Consider the following 19,208-nt stretch of genomic DNA (forward strand, 5'->3'; position numbering starts at 1 on the left):
AAAATAAGTAGATGGGAGAAATTGAACGAACAGCGTTAGCGCGGAGAGGAAAATGTTTGTCGCCACCAACACCGACATGTGAGGAGATTCTGCCAGCCCAGTGCTATCTGCAAAGTGGCCAGCCGGTGAATCTGCTCACATGTCGACGCTAGATTAAGACCAGATCGACATGAGGATGTCATTGAGGGAGGAGCAACGACATCCTGTTTATTCCAAAGGCAAGAGGAATGAAAAAACTATACCAACATTGCCTCATGCACTCCAATAATCATTTCAAGCAAGCTTGCATGTTTTTTTCATAACAAGCGCCCGCTCACAGCCGTGCTCACTCAACGCTATGGGCTAGCACCGGCTCACCTTCGATACTCACCGACGGTTTTCCATCGGGACCAACCGGCACATCACCAACCAGCGTGATGCGGTAGAGCTGACGATCAAAGTCACTGTCATAGAAATCCACTGGTGCCAGATGGGCCGTGGAGCGGTTATCCCAGAATGCCAGCGAGCCTTCTTGCCACTTGAAGCACACCGTATATTCCGGACGCACGACATGTTCAAACAGCAGCGTCAGCAATTGCTCGCTCTCACGCGGGTGCAGACCGACGATATTTTTGAGGAAGGATGGGCTCACATACAGCGCCCGTTCGCCGGTTTCTGGATGGACACGTACCAGCGGATGATGACTGACCAGTGGTCGCGCAGCCACCTTGCTGACAAACTCCTGCTTACCGCGATTACCCTCGGGCGGCGTAAAGCGATACTCGCCTTGCAACGTATTGACAAAGCTGCGCAACGTGGGTGACAAGCCCTGATACGCGGCGACCAGATTGGTCCATTGCGTATCGCCACCATACGGCGGCACCACGACACCACGCAGAATTGATGCGGCAGGTGGATTGACCGCTGCCGTCACATCGGTATGCCAGCCGGTCCAGGGACGCACCAGTCTTGGTCCTTCAAAACGATTCGGCAAACGATCGCGCCCAACCGAATAAACCTCAGGGTGGCCCGGCACATAACCAAATACCGGATGCCCCAGCGTCAGCTCACCAAACTGCTTGCCGAAGGCAACCTGTTGCGCATGGCTCAGATGCTGGTCGCGAAAGAAGATAACCTTCCACTGCAACAAGGCAGCACGCACTTCAGCAACCGCCGCCGGCAACAATGGCTGGGTTAGATCAACACCGCCTATTTCGGCACCAATATGCAAGGTCAATGGTTGCACACTAATGTGTTCATAGGTCGGAACGGGTGGGTTCACGAGGGCATTCATCTCATCTCCTGGTAGAGGCCGGCACGTTGCCGACCATAACGAGGGTAGTACCAAAACCAACGAGTATGAAAATGACGACTGCCAACGTCCAAGAACGATTTCAAATAACTTTAGATAGTTTTTCCGGCTGCCGCAGATGTCTTCTGCATTTTTTGCATATGTATGTACGAAAAAATTACTTCGCCATTTCCTGCACTACCGTTAGTTTCGGCGCATCACCCTTCAGGATGACACCGTCACCCAGCGCGGCCTTATCTGCCGTGGGGTGAACGCAAATGAACTCAACGTGATGAAGAGTAAGAACAATGGAAACTGATCGCCTGGTGCACTGGCTACTCAATGGTCTGAAGCTGGACACCTCGATTTTTCATGTCGGCAAATACTGTGGTCGTTGGCAGGCTTCCACTGCAGGACGCGGCTGCGGCAGTTTTCATCTGATTTTGCATGGCAACTGTTATCTCCATATACCCGGCCAACCCGCGCTATTGCTGGGGCCGCGCGATAGCGTGTTTCTGTTACGCGACGTGCCACACTTTCTCAGTCCCGAATTACACCCTGATCCAGCGATGATGCCTGCCATGACCAGCATGCAACGTCTGGAAAATGTGCGTAGCGGTGATACCGGGCTGGCTTGTGGCTTCTTTCATTTTCACGGTACCGCTGGCGAACTGATGCTCAATGCATTTCCCACCCATCTGGTGATCCGTGCCGATGATCAGCAATTACGTGCTGCCGCAACGTTGTTCGAGCTGATTCTGGATGAACCAGGCACGCATCCGGATACCCCCTCGCCGCTCATTGCGCGCCTGGCTGAAGTCCTGTTTTTCTATGTCATTCGTCACGTCGCGCACTTGCAGGATGTTGCCAGCGGTTTGCTGGCAGTAGCCCAGCGCCCTGAGTTTGCGCCGCTGCTGGAGCATCTTCTGCGCGCTCCCGGAGAGGACTGGTCAATTGCAAGCATGGCCCGTCTGGCGCACATGTCGCGGGCCAGCTTCTATAAACACTTCGTCGCCTCCTGCGGCCAACCACCAGCACAATTTCTGCTTGCTTTGCGGATGCAGATTGCGGCCCAGCGTTTGGATGCCGGCGCCACGATTGATCAGACGGCAGAGCATGTCGGCTATCGCTCGTATGCTGCATTTTCGCGCGCATTCAAGAAAGTAATTGGTCTGCAACCGGGCGCCTATCGTCGCGCGAGCAGTGGCAATAGCAATGGCCGGATCGTCAGTGCTGTTCAATGAAAGACGATTGAGCACAAAAACGAGACTGTCGTTACTGGCAGGCGATGACGACGCTGGAGATAATGCAGACACCATTTCTTCCGAAAGTAACCAATGTCCCGCCTCACCCTGCACACACTGGAATCTGCGCCTGAAGCCAGCCGTCCCTTTGTCGAACGCGCCATTGTCAGTAACGGCTTTCTGCCGAATCTGATCGGCGTATTAGCCAATGCACCGGTAGCACTGGAAACCTATCTGACAGTCGCCGGCATCAATGCTCGCAGCAGCCTGACGCTAGCCGAACGGGAAGTGGTCCAGATTACTGCTGCCCGCATACATGGATGTGATTTCTGTGTCGCCGGTCATACTGCGGTAGCTCTCAAAAAAGCTGGCATCTCACTGCCGGGCGTACGCGCCCTGCAGCAGGGACAGCCCATTGATGATGCCCGCCTGGATGCAGTGCGGCGCTTTGCGGAGGCGGTTATCGCCACGCGTGGCAAGGTCGACCAGCCCGACCTGAACGCATTTTTCGCCGCTGGTTTCGATCAGGCTCAGGCGCTTGAAGTATTGCTTGGCATCAGCCTGGCGACATTATGCAACTTCGCCAATAGTCTCGCCGGCACACCGGTCAATCCGGAGTTGCAGCCCTACCTTGAAGGCGCAATCTGACGATGACCGACACTGCACCTCGCATCGCACCACCGTCAGTCAATCCATTCGACTTTATCGATGAGGGCTTGCGACAGTGGCTGAGCGAACATGCTGAGAGCCTGCATCACCAGGGGCTCGACAGCGAGCATCTGATTCCGCGGCTGGCACAAGCCGGGCTATTTGCACATGGCGTGCCATTGCAGGCCGGCGGACTCGGTGGCGATGCCCGCCACGCTACCATGGCCATTGCGGCCGTAGCTGAACATTCGCTTGCTGCGGCTTTTGCGTTCTGGGGCCAGCGCGCCTTTATCGAGTACCTACTGCACAGCCCGAATGAGACACTGGCCGCACGCTGGCTGCCCTTGCTGCTCAGCGGTGAGCATGCAGGCGCGACTGGTCTGTCCAACGCCATGAAATTCCTGGGAGGTATTGAATCATTGCAGATTCATGCCGAAATAGCTCCCGCTTCTGCCGCGGATCCAGATGGCTGGCATCTGCAAGGGAAGCTGGCATGGGTTACTAATCTGCGCAAGGCCGGGTTCATTGCGGCAGCGGCAGTCGCCAACAGTGGCGATCAACCGCCGATGGTGATCGCCGTGCACAGTGACATGCCCGGTCTCATACGTAGCGCGGATCTGGATTTGATTGGTCTGCGCGGCAGCAACACGGCAGCGCTTTCGTTGCAGGAAGTCCATGTGAGTCAGGCCGACCTGCTGCATGAGGATGCGCGGGTCTATCTACCGACGATACGACCAGCCTTCCTTGCCATGCAATGCGGTATGTCCATTGGTCTGGCGCGTGCCAGTCTGCGTCGCGCACAACAGCTGGCGGCCGGTCGCCACAGCACGACAGCCTCAAAGATTACCGCGGTACAGCAGGCACTGGCAGCAAGTGTTACGCAATTACTGGAGGGCGTACAGCAACAACGCTTCAGAGAGCAGGCACCGGCCTTGTTCCGCCTGCGCATTGTTCTGGCTGAGCTGACCCAACAGGCGGTCGGGCTGGAGTTGCAGGCAAAGGGCGGCAGTGCTTACCTGCAAGAGCAGCAAGACGGATTTGCGCGGCGCTGGACGGAAGCTGCCTTCATACCGATCATTACCCCCAGCCTGACCCAGTTGCAAGCCGAACTGCAACGCCACACACCAAGCTCGGCATGAGTCAAACCCATCCAACTCAGGAACTGGTCCTGGAGGCTCGCCAGCTGCGCTTTGCCTACAAGAGCAGCGCCCCCGTTTTTGAGGCGATTGACCTGCAGGTGCGCCCGCGCGAGATAGTCTGTCTGCTGGGTAGCAGCGGCTGCGGCAAATCCACCCTGCTCAAGGTACTGGCGGGATTACAAACGCCGAGCGGGGGGGAATGTCGCTTTCTTGGTACGCCGGTGCATCAGCCTCACCCGCGTAGCGCGCTGGTATTCCAGCAAGCCAGCCTGCTGCCATGGCTGAATGTCACCGACAACATCGGCTTCGGTCTCGATTTCAAGCATCAGCCGCAGCTCAGTCAGGTGCTACGTCGGCAACGTATTGATGCGGCACTGGAGGCTGTCGGCCTGCTAGCACATGCGCAGCGCTTCCCGGCGCAATTGTCAGGCGGCATGGCGCAACGTGTAGCGATTGCCCGTGCCCTGGCGCGTCAGCCGGAACTTCTGTTCGCCGACGAGCCATTTTCGGCATTGGATGCCATTACCCGCGCCGAGATGCAAACCTTACTGAGAACCCTGGTGGCACGCTGGCACACGGCGGTACTGCTGGTAACCCACGATATTGATGAAGCGATTCTGATGGCCGACCGGATTTTACTCATGAGTGGCCAGCCTGGACACATCCTGCAGAGCTGGGAGGTCGACATCGCGCATCCGCGTGACGCTTCCCCAGACGCCTTCGGCCTGCTCAAGCACCGCATTCTGGAAGCGCTTCGAGCGCAGCATGCTTCCCATTCGCCCATGCAACACCTCACGGAGAAATCTGATGTCACCACCATTGACCGATAAACACCAAGGGCAAGGCAAACTGCATCTATGCAAGAGTAGCAACTGCGACTGCGGGATGTCGCGCCGTGACTTTCTGCAATTGTCGGCACTGAGTAGCGCGGCACTGGCGGCACCGCTGCTGTTTGCCCATGATGCACAGGCACAGACCTTCAAAGGCGATAATCAGCCAGTGCGCATCGGCTACCTGCCAATTACCGATGCGACACCATTACTGGTCGCACATGCCAGAAAGCTGTTCGAAGCCGAAGGGCTGCACACTGAGCCACCGCGTCTGTTCCGCTCCTGGGCGCAAATCGTGGAAGCCTTTGTAGCCGGTCAGGTGAATGTGATTCATCTGCTCTCACCGGCCACGCTGTGGGTCCGTTACGGTACAAAATTTCCTGCCAAGGTGGTCGCCTGGAATCACGTCAATGGTTCAGCCCTGACGGTCGATCACAGCGTCAACAACATCGCTGATCTGGGCGGCCAGACTGTCGCCATTCCGTTCTGGTATTCCATTCACAACATCCTGTTACAGCAGCTGTTGCGCAGCAATGGACTACAGGTTGTCACACGCGCACGCGATGCGGCCATCAAGCCCAATGAAGTCAATCTGATCGTGCTGCCCCCGGCGGAAATGGTGTCGGCGCTGGCCAGTAAAAATGTGCGTGGTTATATCGTGGCTGAACCGTTCAATGCTGCTGCCGAGACGGCCGGCATCGGCAAGATACTGCGCTTTTCGGGCGACGTCTGGAAGAACCATGCCTGCTGCGTGACCTTCCTGGCTGAGCGCGATATAAATGAACGTCCGGAGTGGACCCAGCGTGTCACCAACGCCATCGTCAAGGCCCAGTTGTGGACTCGCAGTAATCAGATCGATACTGCACGCCTGCTTTCCAATACGGGTGAAAACCGCTATACCCCGCATACCTTGCAAGTACTCAGCAAAGTGCTGGCAACAACTGATTACTCGGGCTATGAACGTACCGGGATCATTCGCCACCGCGACTGGAACCAGCGCCGCATTGACTTTCAGCCCTACCCTTTTACCTCCTATACGGAAGAACTGGTGAAGGCGCTGGTGCAGACCAAGGTCGAAGGTGACAATCGATTCCTGAGCACACTTAATCCGCAATTCGTGGCGCGTGACCTGATCGATGAGCGCTTCGTGCGTCGCGCCATCGATGCCGTGGGCGGACCAACGGTCTTTGGCCTGCCGCCAGGTCTGGTACGTAACGAAGTGATTGCGGTGTAATGCCGATGCTTAAACGTCTTGGCACACCCCTGTATGCCTTGTTTGGCTTCGCGCTGGCGCTGCTGCTGTGGCATCTGGGCGTAGAACTGTTGCAGCAAAAGATTCCGATTGCGGCCGCATTCTCGCCGCGCAACACGGCATTGGCACTGATACAGATGCTACAAGACCCGTATGTCTGGCGGCACATCATCGTCAGCCTCAAACGGGTCGGTATCGGCTTATTACTGGCAATCATCGGTGGCGTGCCGCTGGGTATTCTGGTCGCGACCTCTAAAAACTTTGCACGCTCGGCGTCGCCACTGTTCCAGTTCCTGCGTATGGTGTCGCCATTGTCATGGATGCCGCTGGCAGTCATGGTGTTTGGCGTAGGCGATGCACCGGTCTATTTCCTGCTGGCATTTGCGGCGCTGTGGCCGGTGATGCTCAGTACCGCCGCCGGTGTAGCACAACTCGATCCCAACTGGTTGCTGTTGGCGCGCAGCCTCTCAGCGACCCTTCGTGAAACCGTGCTGCGTCTGATTCTGCCAGGCATTACCGCGCAGATACTGACCGGTGTCCGACTGGCTATTGGCATCATCTGGATTGTCCTGGTACCGGCTGAAATGCTGGGCGTATCAGCCGGGCTCGGTTACTTCATTCTGGATACACGCGACCGTCTGGCCTACTCAGAACTGATGGCGGCCATCATCTTGATCGGTTTCCTCGGCTTTGCACTCGATTATCTGGCCAGGCTGGCGCATGACCGCTGGCTGCATGCAGGCAAATCGCCCCAATGAGCAGGCAGTGGCATTTGCGCCATTCTTCAAGAGTGGCAGCATCTGACCAGGAGACAACAATGTCTTATGAGCCCGTGCGTACGATTGGCGATACAGCTTACTTTGTATTGGCGTTGCTATTGCTGTGGATGAGTCAGCTTCCGAGAACCAATGCTGGCTCCGGATGCGGGCGCTGGTATTGGTTTTTCCCTGCGGATATCCTTGCCTCCCCGGCACCGGCAGACAACTCGCGATAGCAGCGTAATAACAACGTAAATAACAGTATTGCAACGCATAAAGTCTTTGCATATTGAATCTCGAATTGCTTCGTTCACAGGTCGTGGCAGCGCGTTTTAGTATCGCTGCACATCATCGATCAAGACCTGTTATGACAAGCTCAGTCGGCCATATTGAAATACGCGACCTGACACTCAGGTTTGCTCAGCAAGGGCAAAGCGTACAGGCGCTCCAGGGCATCACACTGGACGTGCACAGTGGGGAATTCGTGAGCGTCATCGGTCCTTCGGGCTGCGGCAAATCAACCTTGCTCAATCTGGTGGCCGGCTTTATCGCACCGAGTGGCGGCAGCATCACACTCGACGGCAAACCGATCAGCGGCCCCGGAGCCGACCGTGGCGTGGTATTTCAGCAGTATTCATTGTTCCCCTGGAAGAGCGTGCTGGACAATGTCGAATTCGGCCTCAAGCTGCAAGGTGCCGACAAGCGCACGCGCCAGCAGCGCGCGCATCATTTGCTGGCGCTGGCGGGACTGGGCGGGTTCGAGAATTTTTATCCGTCACAACTATCGGGCGGCATGAAACAACGGGTGGGTATTGTGCGTGCGCTGGCTGCCAATCCACGCATCCTGCTGATGGATGAACCGTTCGGGGCACTCGATACCCAGACCCGCGCACTCATGCAACAGATGTTGACCGAACTCTGGCAAACGCTGGGAATTTCGGTGCTGTTCATCACACACGACATCGATGAAGCAATCTTCCTCTCCGACCGCATCTACGTCATGACAGCGCGACCAGGCACGATCAAGGCGGCATTACCAGTCACGCTGAAACGCCCGCGCCTGCCAGATGTCGTGCTCAGCCCAGCGTTCCTGGAAATCCGTGCGCGTCTGCATGGCCTGATTGCAGGTGAGCGTCAGCACGCGTTTTCTACAGAGCTGGTCGTTGCCTGATTTCCACTACCTCCCCACCTTATCAAGGATATCCTCATGCAACATCGTATCGGTCGTTTTGTGCTGACAGGTATTGCCATTTTTCTGACGCTGTCGGCTGACGTCGTCAACGCCGCCGAAAAGATCCGGCTGGCCCAGAATCTGGCACCAATCTCGGGCCTGGTCATCATTGCGAAGCAAAAGAATCTATTCGAAAAATATGGCCTTGACGTTACCGTGAGTAATTTCACCAGCGGTCGTCAGGCATTGGAAACCGTGCTTGGCGGCGGCGCCGACATCGCCACTACGGCGGAAGCACCGATCACTGCAGCAGCACTGGCACGCCAGAAAATCGCACTGCTGGCGCGCATGGAATACTCCGACGATAAAACACTCCTCAGCAAGAATGCTGGCATCAACACCGCCGCTGACCTCAAGGGTAAGCGCATCGGCTACACGGTAGGAACCGGCAGCGAAATCTACACCTGGTCGCTACTCAAAAAAGCGGGCCTGAGTAAAAGCGATGTCACGCTGGTGAACCTGCGTCCGCAAGATATGGTGGCCGCTCTGGCGAGTAACAGCATCGATGCCTATAACACCTGGGAACCACACATCAGCAATGGCAAAAAGGCGCTGGGTGACAAGGTCAAAGAGCTCGACACCAAGGGTGTCTATGCCGAAACCTTCAATCTGGTGGTGACCGAAGAGTATCTCGCCAAGAATGAAAAAACCGTTACTGCTTTCCTCAAGGCGGTGCTGGAGGCAGAACACTTCCTGACGGCCAACCGCGAAGAGAGTGTTTCGATCATTGCTGGTGTTACCGGCATGAAAAAAGAAGAACTGGCCGAGATCTGGAACGATTACTTCTTTGAACTGGTGCTCGATGAGCGGGTGCTGACTACCCTGAAGAACCACGCCGACTGGCGTCTGGAAACCGGCAATGCGCCGGGCGGTGCTACCTTGCCCGATTTCCACAAGATCATCTTCGCAGCCCCGCTCAAGGCAGTCGCCCCTGAACGCGTCAAGATTCCCGGCCTCTGATGACCATCCATGCAACTGCTCAACGATGGGCCAGCTGGGCATCGATCCCCGTGTTCCTCGCCATCTGGCAATCGGTAGCCGGACTGGAGCTGGTCAATCCGCTTCTGTTCCCGCCGCCGACCCGGGTAATAAAAGCACTCTTTGATTACCTGCTGCATGGCGAAGGTATCACCGATTCCGGCTGGAGCATCACCCGTGTGCTGGTTGGCTATAGCGCTGGCGCCGCCATTGGCGTCATCGTTGGAGTACTTACCGGCGGCAGCGCCATTCTATCGGGCTTGCTGACACCGGTGTTCCAGCTGTTGAGGCCGATCCCGCCGATTGCCTTCGTACCGATCGTGATCGTCTGGTTCGGTCTGACTGAACTGGGGAAATGGTTTCTGGTGTTCTGGGGCGTGTTTTTCACTGTCTGGCTGGCCACCCACATGGGTGTGCAGCGTGTGACAGAAACGTTAATGCGGGCTGCCCAGAGTCTTGGCGCGAGCCGCTGGCAACTGCTGTGGACGGTACAACTGCCTGACGCACTGCCGGTGATCTTCGTCGGCCTGCGCAGCGCGCTCTCGATTGCTTTTTACACCCTGGTAGCGGCTGAGCTGGCCGGTGCCTATGCAGGCGTTGCCTATCGCCTCGAAGTGACGCAACAGAACCTGCAAATCGACCACATGATGGCCGGCCTGTTGGTGCTCGGATTCATCTCCGCCGTTTCAGACCGGCTGTTCCAGTCGGTATCACGCCGTTTATTGCATTGGTCCAACTGAAAGTTTCCCCATGCCCCGACTCCACGACCTGCAAACGCTCAGTTTCGATTTTCCCTCGCTGGCAGCGGCTTATCACGATGGCTTGTCGCCACGCGCGCTGGTGCAAGAAGTACAGCGCCGCATCGCCATCGAGCAAGACCAGCACATCTGGACCTACCTGATTCCGCTGGAGCAACTACTGGAGCAGGTTGTCCGGCTGGAGCAGGCAGCCGCACGAGGCACCCGGCTGCCGCTCTTCGGTCTGCCCTTCGGCGTGAAGGACAACATCGACGTAGCAGGTTTACCGACCAGCGCTGGCTGCGCCAGTTTTACCTATACCGCGTCCCGTACCGCGCAGGTGGTAGCACGTTTGACGGCGGCCGGCGCCATTCTGATCGGCAAGCAAAATATGGATCAGTTTGCCACCGGTCTGGTTGGCATCCGCTCGCCGCAAGGTTATTGCCGCAACGCCTTCCATCCTGAATACATCCCGGGCGGCTCCAGCTCCGGCTCGGCGGTGGCTGTCAGTCGTGGTCACGTGAGTTTTTCCATTGGTTCGGACACCGGTGGCTCCGGCCGGGTACCGGCAGCGCTGAACAACATTGTGGGTCTCAAACCGACTCCGGGACGCGTAAGCAGCGATGGCTTCCTGTACTGCAACCGCAGCTTCGACGTCGCGCCGGTGTTCGCATTGACCAGTGACGATGCCTACTCGGTGTTAGCCAGCATCGAAGGGCACGACCCGCATGATATTTACTCCGTGACAGTACCCACAGAGAAATTCCCAGCGCATCTGCCCAAGCACTTTCGCTTTGGCTTGCCGGGAACGCGTCATCTGAACTTCTTCGGCGACGGCCTGGCCGAGGCCCAGTTCGAGCAAGCCTTAGGTCGGCTCAAGGCGCTCGGGGGCGAAGCCGTGGAGATCGATTTTGAGCCCTTCGCGGGCGCCGGGCGGCTGGTCTTCAACAGTGCTTTGATCGCCGAACGCTGGCTCACTTACGGTGCCGCTATCGAAGCAGACGAGCGCCATGTTCATCCGGCTGTACGACAGTCCATTCTGGCAGCCAAACGTTACAGCGCTGCCGATGCCTTCGACACCCTTTACACATTGGAAGCCTATAAACAGCAGGCCTGGCGCGAGCTCGACAAGGTCGACCTGCTGGCATTGCCAACTGCCGCCACCATCTATCGCATCAAGGATGTCGAAGCCGATCCGCTGACGCTCAATACCAATCTCGGCTATTACACCTACTTTGCCAACCCCTTGCGGCTGACCGCAGTAAGCGTACCGGCTGGACTGCGGCCCGACGGCTTGCCGTTCGGTCTGTGCCTGCTGGCCAAAGCGTTTGAAGACAACCGTCTGCTTCCGTATGCACGAGCCTTTCAGGAAAGCGTTGGCGGCAAGCTCGGTGCCACTGACCATGCTTATCGCAGCCTCGCCACAGTGACAGGTGCAGCCGCATGAGTGAAGTCACATTGCGCTGGCAAGAATGGGGGCGGCTGGACGCGGTCGCGCTGGCACAACTGGTACGCAGCCGTCAGCTCAGCGCAGCCGAGACCAGCGCCCAGGCAATTGCCGCGGCCCATTTGCTGGAGCCGCAGCTGGGTGCCGTGCTGGAAACGTTCGATGAGCTCATCAGCGCACCCGGCAAGGATGGCGCCAATCCGGACGGTGAGCTGTGGGGTGTGCCCTTGTTCGTCAAAGACCTCGGCTCAGGTATCGCCGGCCGGCTTGCGGAAAGCGGCTCGGTGCTGCACCTGAATCAGCGCAACAACCGCACCGACCCACTGATTGCCAACCTGCATCGGGCCGGATTGATTGCAGTGGGACGTTCGACCACTGCCGAGCTAGGCATGACCTATGACACCACGACCACTTACCGCGGCCTCAAGGTCACCCGCAATCCCTGGCATCCCGACTACAGTCCGGGCGGGTCCTCTGGTGGTAGCGCCGCGCTGGTGGCGGCCGGCGTCACGCCGCTAGCGCATGCCACCGACGGTGCCGGGTCGACCCGCATTCCGGCCAGCCTGACTGGCCTGATCGGCTTGAAGGTTTCACGTGCACGCCTGCCGCTGCCATGGCGTTTCAACGAGTACGGCAATGCTACCCTGACCGAAGGCACGGTCTCACGCACCGTGCGCGACACAGCAGCCTTTCTGGATGCCGCCACCATCGCCTTCCCTTCCGGTAACAGCTTTATCTCCGTCAAGCCGCCGACGCACAGTTTCTCGGCGGCCATCACCCGACCGCCAGCCACACTGCGCATCGCGCTTTCAACCGGCTACTGGGGCCGCACCAATGCCTGCCACCCCGACATCGCAACACGCACCCGCGAAGTGGCGACGGTTTTGCAACAACTGGGGCACACCGTGGAAGAGGTCGACGACGACGTCATCACCGACTGGCAGCGCTTCTGGCCATCCTTCCAGACGTTCTGGCTGGGGCTACGACCAGCCATGTGGGGTCTACCATGGGAGGACGGCATTCCCTCTGAACTGTTGGCGCAAATGGCACCAATGACGCAGAAATTCTGGCGCAACGCTCAGCGTTACGACAAACGTGATGCCTTGCGCCATCAGGCCAGCAACAATGCCCACGCACTGCGTCTCGGTGAATTTTTCGGCAAATACGATGCTTTGTTGACACCTGCATTCGCGATTCCTGCGCCGCGGGCTAACGGCCCATTCTCAGTGGCCATTGAGCGCGACTTCGAGGGTTATATCAATGAGCTACTGGACGCTGGACGCTATGCCATCCCGGCTAACGATGCGGGTCTCCCGGCCATCAGCCTGCCTGCCGGCAAGGATGCCAATGGCATTCCGCTCGGCGTCCAGCTATATGGCAAATGGTTCGACGAGGCGCGCCTGCTGCAACTGGGAGCACAGCTGGAAAGCGCGCAACCGCACTGGTTCAACACGGTTCCCGGCATCCATGTTGGTACGCTGGGCTGATACATGGCGGCAGGCAAGTGCGTTTTTGTCATAAGCATGTGTGAATAGATTCGTTCTCAAGCGCGGCGCTGCTCTCTACCATCGCAATTCAGTCATAACCTGTCATAACAGCTTAAAAAGATCATCAGGACCCTGCAATGCCCAATTTCAAGATTGTCGAATCCTCTCCGGTTCCGCTCTACGTCCAGGTCAAGGACAATTTGCGTGAACGCATCTATGACGGCACGTACGGACCGCATGCGCAATTGCCGCCAGAAAGCGAGCTAGGAACCCTTTTCGGCGTCAGCCGGATCACCGTGCGCCAGGCGCTGAGTGATCTGCAACGCGAAGGGGCGATTTTCAAGATTCCCGGCAAAGGTACTTTTGTCGCCAAGAAAAAAGCGGAGCAGGAACTGACCAGGCTGGAGGGCTTTGCGGAGGCAATGAATCGCCAGGGTTACGATATCTACAACCGCGTGCTCTCCCATCGGCTGTTGCCCGCGACGGCGGAGGTAGCGCAAAAACTGGCGCTGGAGGTCGGCACTATCGTGGCGGAGATCCGCCGTTTGCGGCACCTCAACGGCGAGCCAGTATCACTGGAAATTACCTATCTGCCAGCAGAACTGGGGCAGCGCCTGCGCAACGAAGACCTGGCTGGTCGCGATATCTTCCTGATCTTCGAAAACGACTTTGACATTGCACTCGGCCATGCCGATCTGCAGATCGGTGCGGTCACCGCCGATCAGCCATTGGCGGAGGCCTTGCAGGTGGCAGAAGGTGCCGCGCTGCTGCGTATCGAGCGACTGACCAGTACCGCCGATGGCAAACCGCTGGACTTTGAATACCTGTATTTCCGCAGCGAGACCTTCCAGTACCACTTGCGCATTGCACGCCGTCCCGTAGCTGCGTCCCAGGACCAAGCTTAAATCCGTAGCGCCTGCCTCAGGAGAACCACATGGACACCCACATCATCACTGTCGACGTATTGGTCATCGGCGGCGGTACCGCCGGGCCGATGGCTGCAGCCAAGGCCAAGGAGGCCAATCCGGCCTTGCGTGTGCTGCTACTGGAAAAAGCTAACGTCAAACGCAGTGGCGCCATCTCGATGGGGATGGATGGGCTCAATAATGCTGTCGTGCCGGGCTTTGCCACACCAGAGCAGTACGTCAAGGAAATCACGATTGCCAACGATGGCATCGTCAATCAAAAGACGGTCATGGCCTATGCCCAAAACAGCTTCCCCATGATTGAGGAGCTCGACCGCTGGGGCGTCAAGTTTGAAAAAGATGAAACCGGCGACTACGCCATGCGCAAGGTGCATCACATGGGCACCTATGTGTTACCAATGCCGGAAGGTCACGATATCAAGAAGGTGCTGTACCGCCGCCTCAAACGCGCTCGGGTGGAGATCACCAATCGTCTGGTGGCAACCCGTTTGCTGACGGCAGACGATGGCAGTATCGCCGGGGCCATGGCGTTTGATTGTCGTACCGGTGACTTCCATGTGATCCGCGCCAAGACTGTAGTGCTCGCTACCGGCGCCGCAGGTCGCCTGGGACTGCCGGCCTCCGGCTATCTGTTTGGCACCTACGAAAATCCCACCAACGCCGGTGATGGCTATAGCATGGCCTATCACGCCGGTGCCGAGCTATCGGGCATCGAATGCTTCCAGATCAATCCTTTGATCAAGGATTACAACGGCCCAGCTTGCGCCTACGTGACAGGCCCTTTCGGTGGCTACACCACCAATAGCCACGGCGAACGCTTCATCGAGTGCGATTACTGGAGCGGCCAGATGATGCAGGAGTTCTATAACGAGCTGCAAGGAGGCAATGGTCCGGTTTTTCTCAAGCTGAACCATCTGGCCGAGGAAACCATCAGCACCATCGAAACCATTCTGCATACCAATGAACGCCCCAGCCGAGGCCGCTTCCATGCCGGGCGCGGCACCGATTACCGAGCCCAGATGGTGGAAATGCATATTTCCGAAATCGGTTTATGCAGCGGCCATTCGGCCTCCGGCGTATGGGTCAACGAGCATGCTGAAACCACGGTGCCCGGGCTATACGCGGCTGGCGATCTGGCGTGCGTACCACACAACTACATGCTGGGCGCGTTCGTCTACGGCAAGCTGGCTGGCGAAAGTGCGGCACGCTATTGTGCTGAAAAGGCCTTGCCGGAGCTCAATACGCAACAAGTTGAGCGCGAACGTGCACGCGTCTGGGCACCGTTGAACCGCACTGATGGTTTGCCACCCAATCAGGTTGAGTACAAGTTGCGGCGTATGGTCAACGACTATCTGCAACCACCCAAGGTCACCCGCAAGATGGAGATCGGACTGGCCCGCTTTGAAGCCATCCACGAAGATCTGGAACGGCTGCAGGCCAACAATCCGCACGAACTGATGCGGGCACTGGAAGTCCACGCCATCCGTGATTGCGCCGAGATGGCGGCACGGGCCTCGCTATACCGTACCGAAAGCCGTTGGGGCCTGTATCACAATCGTGTGGATTACCCCGAACGCAATGATGCTGACTGGCTGGTGCACGTACAGCTGAAAAAGGAACAGGAACAGATGACCTGCTTCAAGCGCCCTATCGAACCCTATATCGTCGCACTCGACGATGCCGAAAAATCAGCCTACGCGCATCTGCGTATCCGAACCGACACCGCTCAGCCGCACCTCGATGTCGCTGCTGCCGCCTGACCAGAGTGAGAATTTGCCATGCCGACCGCTATCCATATCACCAGTGTTCCCGTCACGATTGACGAAGACAAATGCATCGCCGACAAGGGCTGCACCGTGTGCGTCGATGTCTGCCCGCTTGATGTTCTGGCCATTGACCTGTCACGGGGCAAGGCCTTCATGAAATTTGATGAATGCTGGTATTGCATGCCCTGTGAAAAGGACTGCCCAACCGGGGCAGTCCATGTTGATATCCCTTATCTGCTACGTTAGGAAACCAGCATGTCTTTGCGTCAAAAAAATCTCCCTCCCCTGCGCTTTGCCGCCCTCAGTCTGCTGCTTGGTGCAGCATTGATCAGCGGTAGTGCAAATGCCGACACCATTCGTATCGCCATCGGTACTCAGGACACCACCATCAACTGCGCCACCGGTGGCCTGCTGATCCGTGAATTGCATCTGCTTGAAAAATATCTGCCGCATGAAGGCAAATACAAGGATGCGCAATACGATATCGAGTGGAAGAACTTTACCTCTGGTGCACCACTGACCAATGAAATGGTTGCCGGCAAGCTCGACTTCGGTGCCATGGCCGACTTTCCGGCAGCCTTCAACGGTGCCGCCTTCCAGAAGGCTGGCAAGCGCAGCCTGTTTATCAGCGTGCTGTCGGGCAGCACAACCGGTAGTGGCAATGGCATCGTGGTTCCCAAGGCGTCACCGGTGCAATCACTGGCCGAGCTCAAGGGCAAGACCATCTCGGTACCGTTTGCCTCCACCGCACACGGCATGCTGCTGCGCGCTGTCAAGGATCAGGGCTGGGACCCGGACAAGGATGTCAACATCATCACCCAGGCACCAGAGGTAGCCGGCTCGGCGCTGCAAAGCAACAAGATCGATGCCCATGCCGACTTCGTACCATTTGCCGAACTATTTCCCCATCGTGGTTTTGCACGCAAGATTTTTGACGGTTCGCAGGCCAATACGCCAACGCTGCACGGCAGTCTGGTCGACGCCGACTATGCGAAGAAATATCCTGAAATCGTGATTGCCTATCTGCGCGCCGCGATCGAAGCCAATCGCCTGATCAGCGCCGAACCAGAAAAATATAGTTTGCTGATCGAGAAAGTGACGGGCATCGAGGCTGAAGTGAATTATCTGTTCCACGGCCCGCTTGGTTTGCAAACCCGTGACTTTACGTGGAAGCCCGAGTACCGGCAGGCTGTCAAAACTTCCATTGACACGCTCAAGGCCATGAAACGCACTGAGACCGATCTTGACGTCAACAACTTCATTGATGACAGCTATCTGCGTGCGGCCTTCAAGCTAACCGGTCTGGACTACGAGGCGCAACTGAAGAATTACGCCAAGTCGCCACTGATCGCTAAAGATGCCGTTACCGGCAAAGCGATCATCGACACGACACGTGTCGGTCAGCTGTGGGTTCAGGGCGAATCGCAGGTGCGTAGCTATGCGACGCTGGAAACGGCGCTGGCACAGGCACACAAGCTGGAACAGTCAGGCCGGAAAATTCGCGCCATCTACGCACAAGACCGCGACAACGGTCTGAAGCTGCTGGCCGAAGATGCCTGGTATGTGCAGGACAAGCGTGAAATCAGTGCTTTCCTGCTCAAGAGTTCGGCACAGGCATGGGCCAGCAAGACCCATGGCAAGCTGCTTGATTTCAATGCCGCCAAAGAGATCAATGTTGCCAGCGGTACTTGAGCAACAGGCATCACCAGTCACGACCAAGATCATCACGACGATCACCACCATGATGGAGTCCACACATGGCCCTCAGTTCTTCCTTTGATACGTCGCGCGCGGCATCGTCTTCGATCGTAGCCACACGGCTGGCAACGCTGCAACCACTGGTGACGGTGCTTAGGCAGTGGCGTCGCCATGGCCTGCGACTGGCGTCGATTGTCCTCTGTCTGCTGTTATGGCAATGGGCGTCGTCGCGTCATGTCAATCTGGGGCTGATCAGCTTCCAGAATGTGCCATCCCCGGAGGAAGTCCTGCAGGCGGCCTGGACCTTGCTCCACTCACCCAAGCTGTTGCTCCATCTCGGTGCCAGCCTGAGTCGTGTGTTCAGTGGTTTTGTCGCAGCGGCACTGGCTGGCATTGTGCTGGGGCTGTTGATTGGTCGCCTGCCGCTGGTTGCCGATCTGCTGCTGCCACCGCTGGAACTGCTGCGACCGATTCCGGCGGTGGCGTGGATTCCGTTGGCGATCCTGATGTTTCCGTCGTCGGAAATGTCGATGATTTACATCACCTTTATCGGCGCGCTGTTTCCGATCTTGCTCAATACGATCCACGGCGTGGAAGGCGTTGACGCCCGGCTGATTGCCTCGGCCCGCAGTCTGGGTAGCGGCCGGCGTGCTGTTTTCACCGAGGTAATCCTGCCAGCGGCATCCCCCAGCATCGTCACCGGACTATCGATCGGCATGGGTAGCGCCTGGTTCTGTCTGGTGACGGCGGAGATGATCGCAGGCCAGTTTGGCATCGGTTATTACACTTGGGCCTCTTATACCATCCAAAACTATGCAGACATTATCGTGGGCATGCTGTTCATCGGCATCATGGGCATGAGCAGCAGCGCTCTGATCAAGGCGTTCGGCAAGCGCTGCATGCCCTGGTATCGTCCACAAGCGTAAGGCCACATTGATGAGCACTGAACAATACGGTAAGGTCGATATCCGGCAGTTGCAACTGCAGTTGGGTGAAGGCAAGCAACGCTTTGACGCGCTGCAGGATATCTCGCTGACTATCGCTCCCGGGGAATTCGTTTGCGTACTAGGACCATCAGGTTGCGGTAAATCCACGCTGCTGGGTGCACTGGCAGGTCATTTACCGGTGAGTGAGGGCAGCGTGCAGGTTGATGGCATACCGGTCAAGGGGCCGCATCTGGACCGTGGACTGGTGTTTCAACACCATACGCTGTTCCCGTGGAAACGCGTACTCGACAATGTTGCCTTCGGCCTTAAAATGCAGGGAATCAGCCGCCGCGAACGCTATGCACGCGCCCACGAGATGCTGCAACTAGTGGGACTGGCTGATTTTGCACAGAGCTACCCGGCGCATTTATCGGGCGGCATGCAGCAACGCGTTGAAATTGCCCGGGTCCTGATCAACCATCCACGCGTGATGCTCATGGACGAGCCCTTCGGTGCACTCGATGCGCAAACCCGTCTCAAGATGCAGGAATTGCTGTTGGAGGTCTGGGCGCGTATCCACACTACGATTATGTTCATCACGCATGATATCGATGAAGCGCTATTTCTGGCCGACCGGATTATCGTCATGAGTCCGCGCCCGGGACGTATCATCGAAGAGCTGCGACTCGAATTCCCGCGACCACGCAGCCCGACGCTGGTGACCTCGCCCGCCTTCACCGAACTCAAACGCCATTGTCTGGCCCTACTGCACCCGGAGACGCGCGTCGTACCTCTATCGCGCCTGAGCCCGCTGGGTGCCGCCAATCTGACCGAGATTCAATTTGCCATTTAAGGAAACACCGTGAGTGCA

General features: G+C 57.5%; 18 protein-coding genes. 17 read left to right on the plus strand and 1 reads right to left on the minus strand.

The window, feature by feature from the left end:
• Window positions 1–325: 325 nt before the first annotated feature.
• Window positions 326–1,273, minus strand: a complete 948-nt coding sequence (locus FHW66_RS01685) for a TauD/TfdA family dioxygenase (RefSeq protein ID WP_183377972.1) — start codon at window positions 1,271–1,273, stop codon at window positions 326–328.
• A 305-nt stretch (window positions 1,274–1,578) separates the two neighbouring features.
• Here FHW66_RS01685 and FHW66_RS01690 point away from each other — a divergent pair, with 305 nt between their 5' ends.
• The 17 genes from FHW66_RS01690 (at window position 1,579) to FHW66_RS01770 (ending at window position 19,190) form a co-directional block, all read left to right on the plus strand.
• Window positions 1,579–2,514, plus strand: a complete 936-nt coding sequence (locus FHW66_RS01690) for an AraC family transcriptional regulator (protein WP_183377973.1) — start codon at window positions 1,579–1,581, stop codon at window positions 2,512–2,514.
• Between the two features lie 93 nt (window positions 2,515–2,607).
• Window positions 2,608–3,162, plus strand: a complete 555-nt coding sequence (locus FHW66_RS01695; RefSeq protein WP_183377974.1) for a carboxymuconolactone decarboxylase family protein — start codon at window positions 2,608–2,610, stop codon at window positions 3,160–3,162.
• A gap of 2 nt (window positions 3,163–3,164) precedes the next feature.
• A complete protein-coding gene (locus FHW66_RS01700; RefSeq protein WP_183377975.1) occupies window positions 3,165–4,301 on the plus strand; it encodes an acyl-CoA dehydrogenase family protein in 1,137 nt (378 codons plus the stop codon).
• Window positions 4,298–5,131: an ABC transporter ATP-binding protein gene (locus FHW66_RS01705; protein WP_183377976.1), complete on the plus strand. Its 834-nt coding sequence runs from the start codon at window positions 4,298–4,300 to the stop codon at window positions 5,129–5,131. The genes FHW66_RS01700 and FHW66_RS01705 overlap by 4 nt, the downstream gene beginning before the upstream one ends.
• A complete protein-coding gene (locus FHW66_RS01710; protein WP_183377977.1) occupies window positions 5,109–6,365 on the plus strand; it encodes an ABC transporter substrate-binding protein in 1,257 nt (418 codons plus the stop codon). The genes FHW66_RS01705 and FHW66_RS01710 overlap by 23 nt, the downstream gene beginning before the upstream one ends.
• A 5-nt stretch (window positions 6,366–6,370) precedes the next feature.
• Window positions 6,371–7,141: an ABC transporter permease gene (locus FHW66_RS01715; protein WP_183377978.1), complete on the plus strand. Its 771-nt coding sequence runs from the start codon at window positions 6,371–6,373 to the stop codon at window positions 7,139–7,141.
• A gap of 367 nt (window positions 7,142–7,508) precedes the next feature.
• The gene (locus FHW66_RS01720; protein ID WP_183377979.1) at window positions 7,509–8,312 is read left to right on the plus strand and encodes an ABC transporter ATP-binding protein; all 804 of its coding nucleotides are present in this window, start codon (window positions 7,509–7,511) and stop codon (window positions 8,310–8,312) included.
• A gap of 36 nt (window positions 8,313–8,348) precedes the next feature.
• Window positions 8,349–9,332 carry an NrtA/SsuA/CpmA family ABC transporter substrate-binding protein gene (locus FHW66_RS01725; RefSeq protein WP_255458773.1) on the plus strand — a complete coding sequence of 328 codons (984 nt, stop codon included), beginning with the start codon at window positions 8,349–8,351 and terminating at the stop codon, window positions 9,330–9,332.
• Window positions 9,332–10,090 carry an ABC transporter permease gene (locus FHW66_RS01730; RefSeq protein ID WP_183377980.1) on the plus strand — a complete coding sequence of 253 codons (759 nt, stop codon included), beginning with the start codon at window positions 9,332–9,334 and terminating at the stop codon, window positions 10,088–10,090. The genes FHW66_RS01725 and FHW66_RS01730 overlap by 1 nt, the downstream gene beginning before the upstream one ends.
• A gap of 10 nt (window positions 10,091–10,100) precedes the next feature.
• The gene (locus FHW66_RS01735; protein ID WP_183377981.1) at window positions 10,101–11,534 is read left to right on the plus strand and encodes an allophanate hydrolase; all 1,434 of its coding nucleotides are present in this window, start codon (window positions 10,101–10,103) and stop codon (window positions 11,532–11,534) included.
• Window positions 11,531–13,021 (plus strand): amidase, encoded by a 1,491-nt coding sequence (locus FHW66_RS01740; RefSeq protein ID WP_183377982.1) that lies wholly within the window; start codon window positions 11,531–11,533, stop codon window positions 13,019–13,021. Before FHW66_RS01735 ends, FHW66_RS01740 begins: the two co-directional genes overlap by 4 nt.
• Before the next feature lie 137 nt (window positions 13,022–13,158).
• Window positions 13,159–13,926: a GntR family transcriptional regulator gene (locus FHW66_RS01745; RefSeq protein WP_183377983.1), complete on the plus strand. Its 768-nt coding sequence runs from the start codon at window positions 13,159–13,161 to the stop codon at window positions 13,924–13,926.
• Window positions 13,927–13,955: 29 nt separating this feature from the next.
• On the plus strand, window positions 13,956–15,707 hold the full coding sequence (locus tag FHW66_RS01750) for a fumarate reductase/succinate dehydrogenase flavoprotein subunit (RefSeq protein ID WP_183377984.1): 1,752 nt from the start codon (window positions 13,956–13,958) through the stop codon (window positions 15,705–15,707).
• A gap of 18 nt (window positions 15,708–15,725) precedes the next feature.
• The gene (locus tag FHW66_RS01755) at window positions 15,726–15,959 is read left to right on the plus strand and encodes a ferredoxin family protein (RefSeq protein ID WP_183377985.1); all 234 of its coding nucleotides are present in this window, start codon (window positions 15,726–15,728) and stop codon (window positions 15,957–15,959) included.
• A 9-nt stretch (window positions 15,960–15,968) separates the two neighbouring features.
• On the plus strand, window positions 15,969–17,405 hold the full coding sequence (locus FHW66_RS01760; RefSeq protein WP_183377986.1) for an ABC transporter substrate-binding protein: 1,437 nt from the start codon (window positions 15,969–15,971) through the stop codon (window positions 17,403–17,405).
• Between the two features lie 65 nt (window positions 17,406–17,470).
• Window positions 17,471–18,337 carry an ABC transporter permease gene (locus FHW66_RS01765; RefSeq protein ID WP_183377987.1) on the plus strand — a complete coding sequence of 289 codons (867 nt, stop codon included), beginning with the start codon at window positions 17,471–17,473 and terminating at the stop codon, window positions 18,335–18,337.
• 10 nt (window positions 18,338–18,347) lie between these two features.
• The gene (locus tag FHW66_RS01770; protein ID WP_183377988.1) at window positions 18,348–19,190 is read left to right on the plus strand and encodes an ABC transporter ATP-binding protein; all 843 of its coding nucleotides are present in this window, start codon (window positions 18,348–18,350) and stop codon (window positions 19,188–19,190) included.
• The last annotated feature ends 18 nt before the right edge of the window (window positions 19,191–19,208 follow it).

The organism is Herbaspirillum sp. Sphag64, assembly GCF_014192645.1.
Lineage (GTDB): Bacteria > Pseudomonadota > Gammaproteobacteria > Burkholderiales > Burkholderiaceae_D > Herbaspirillum.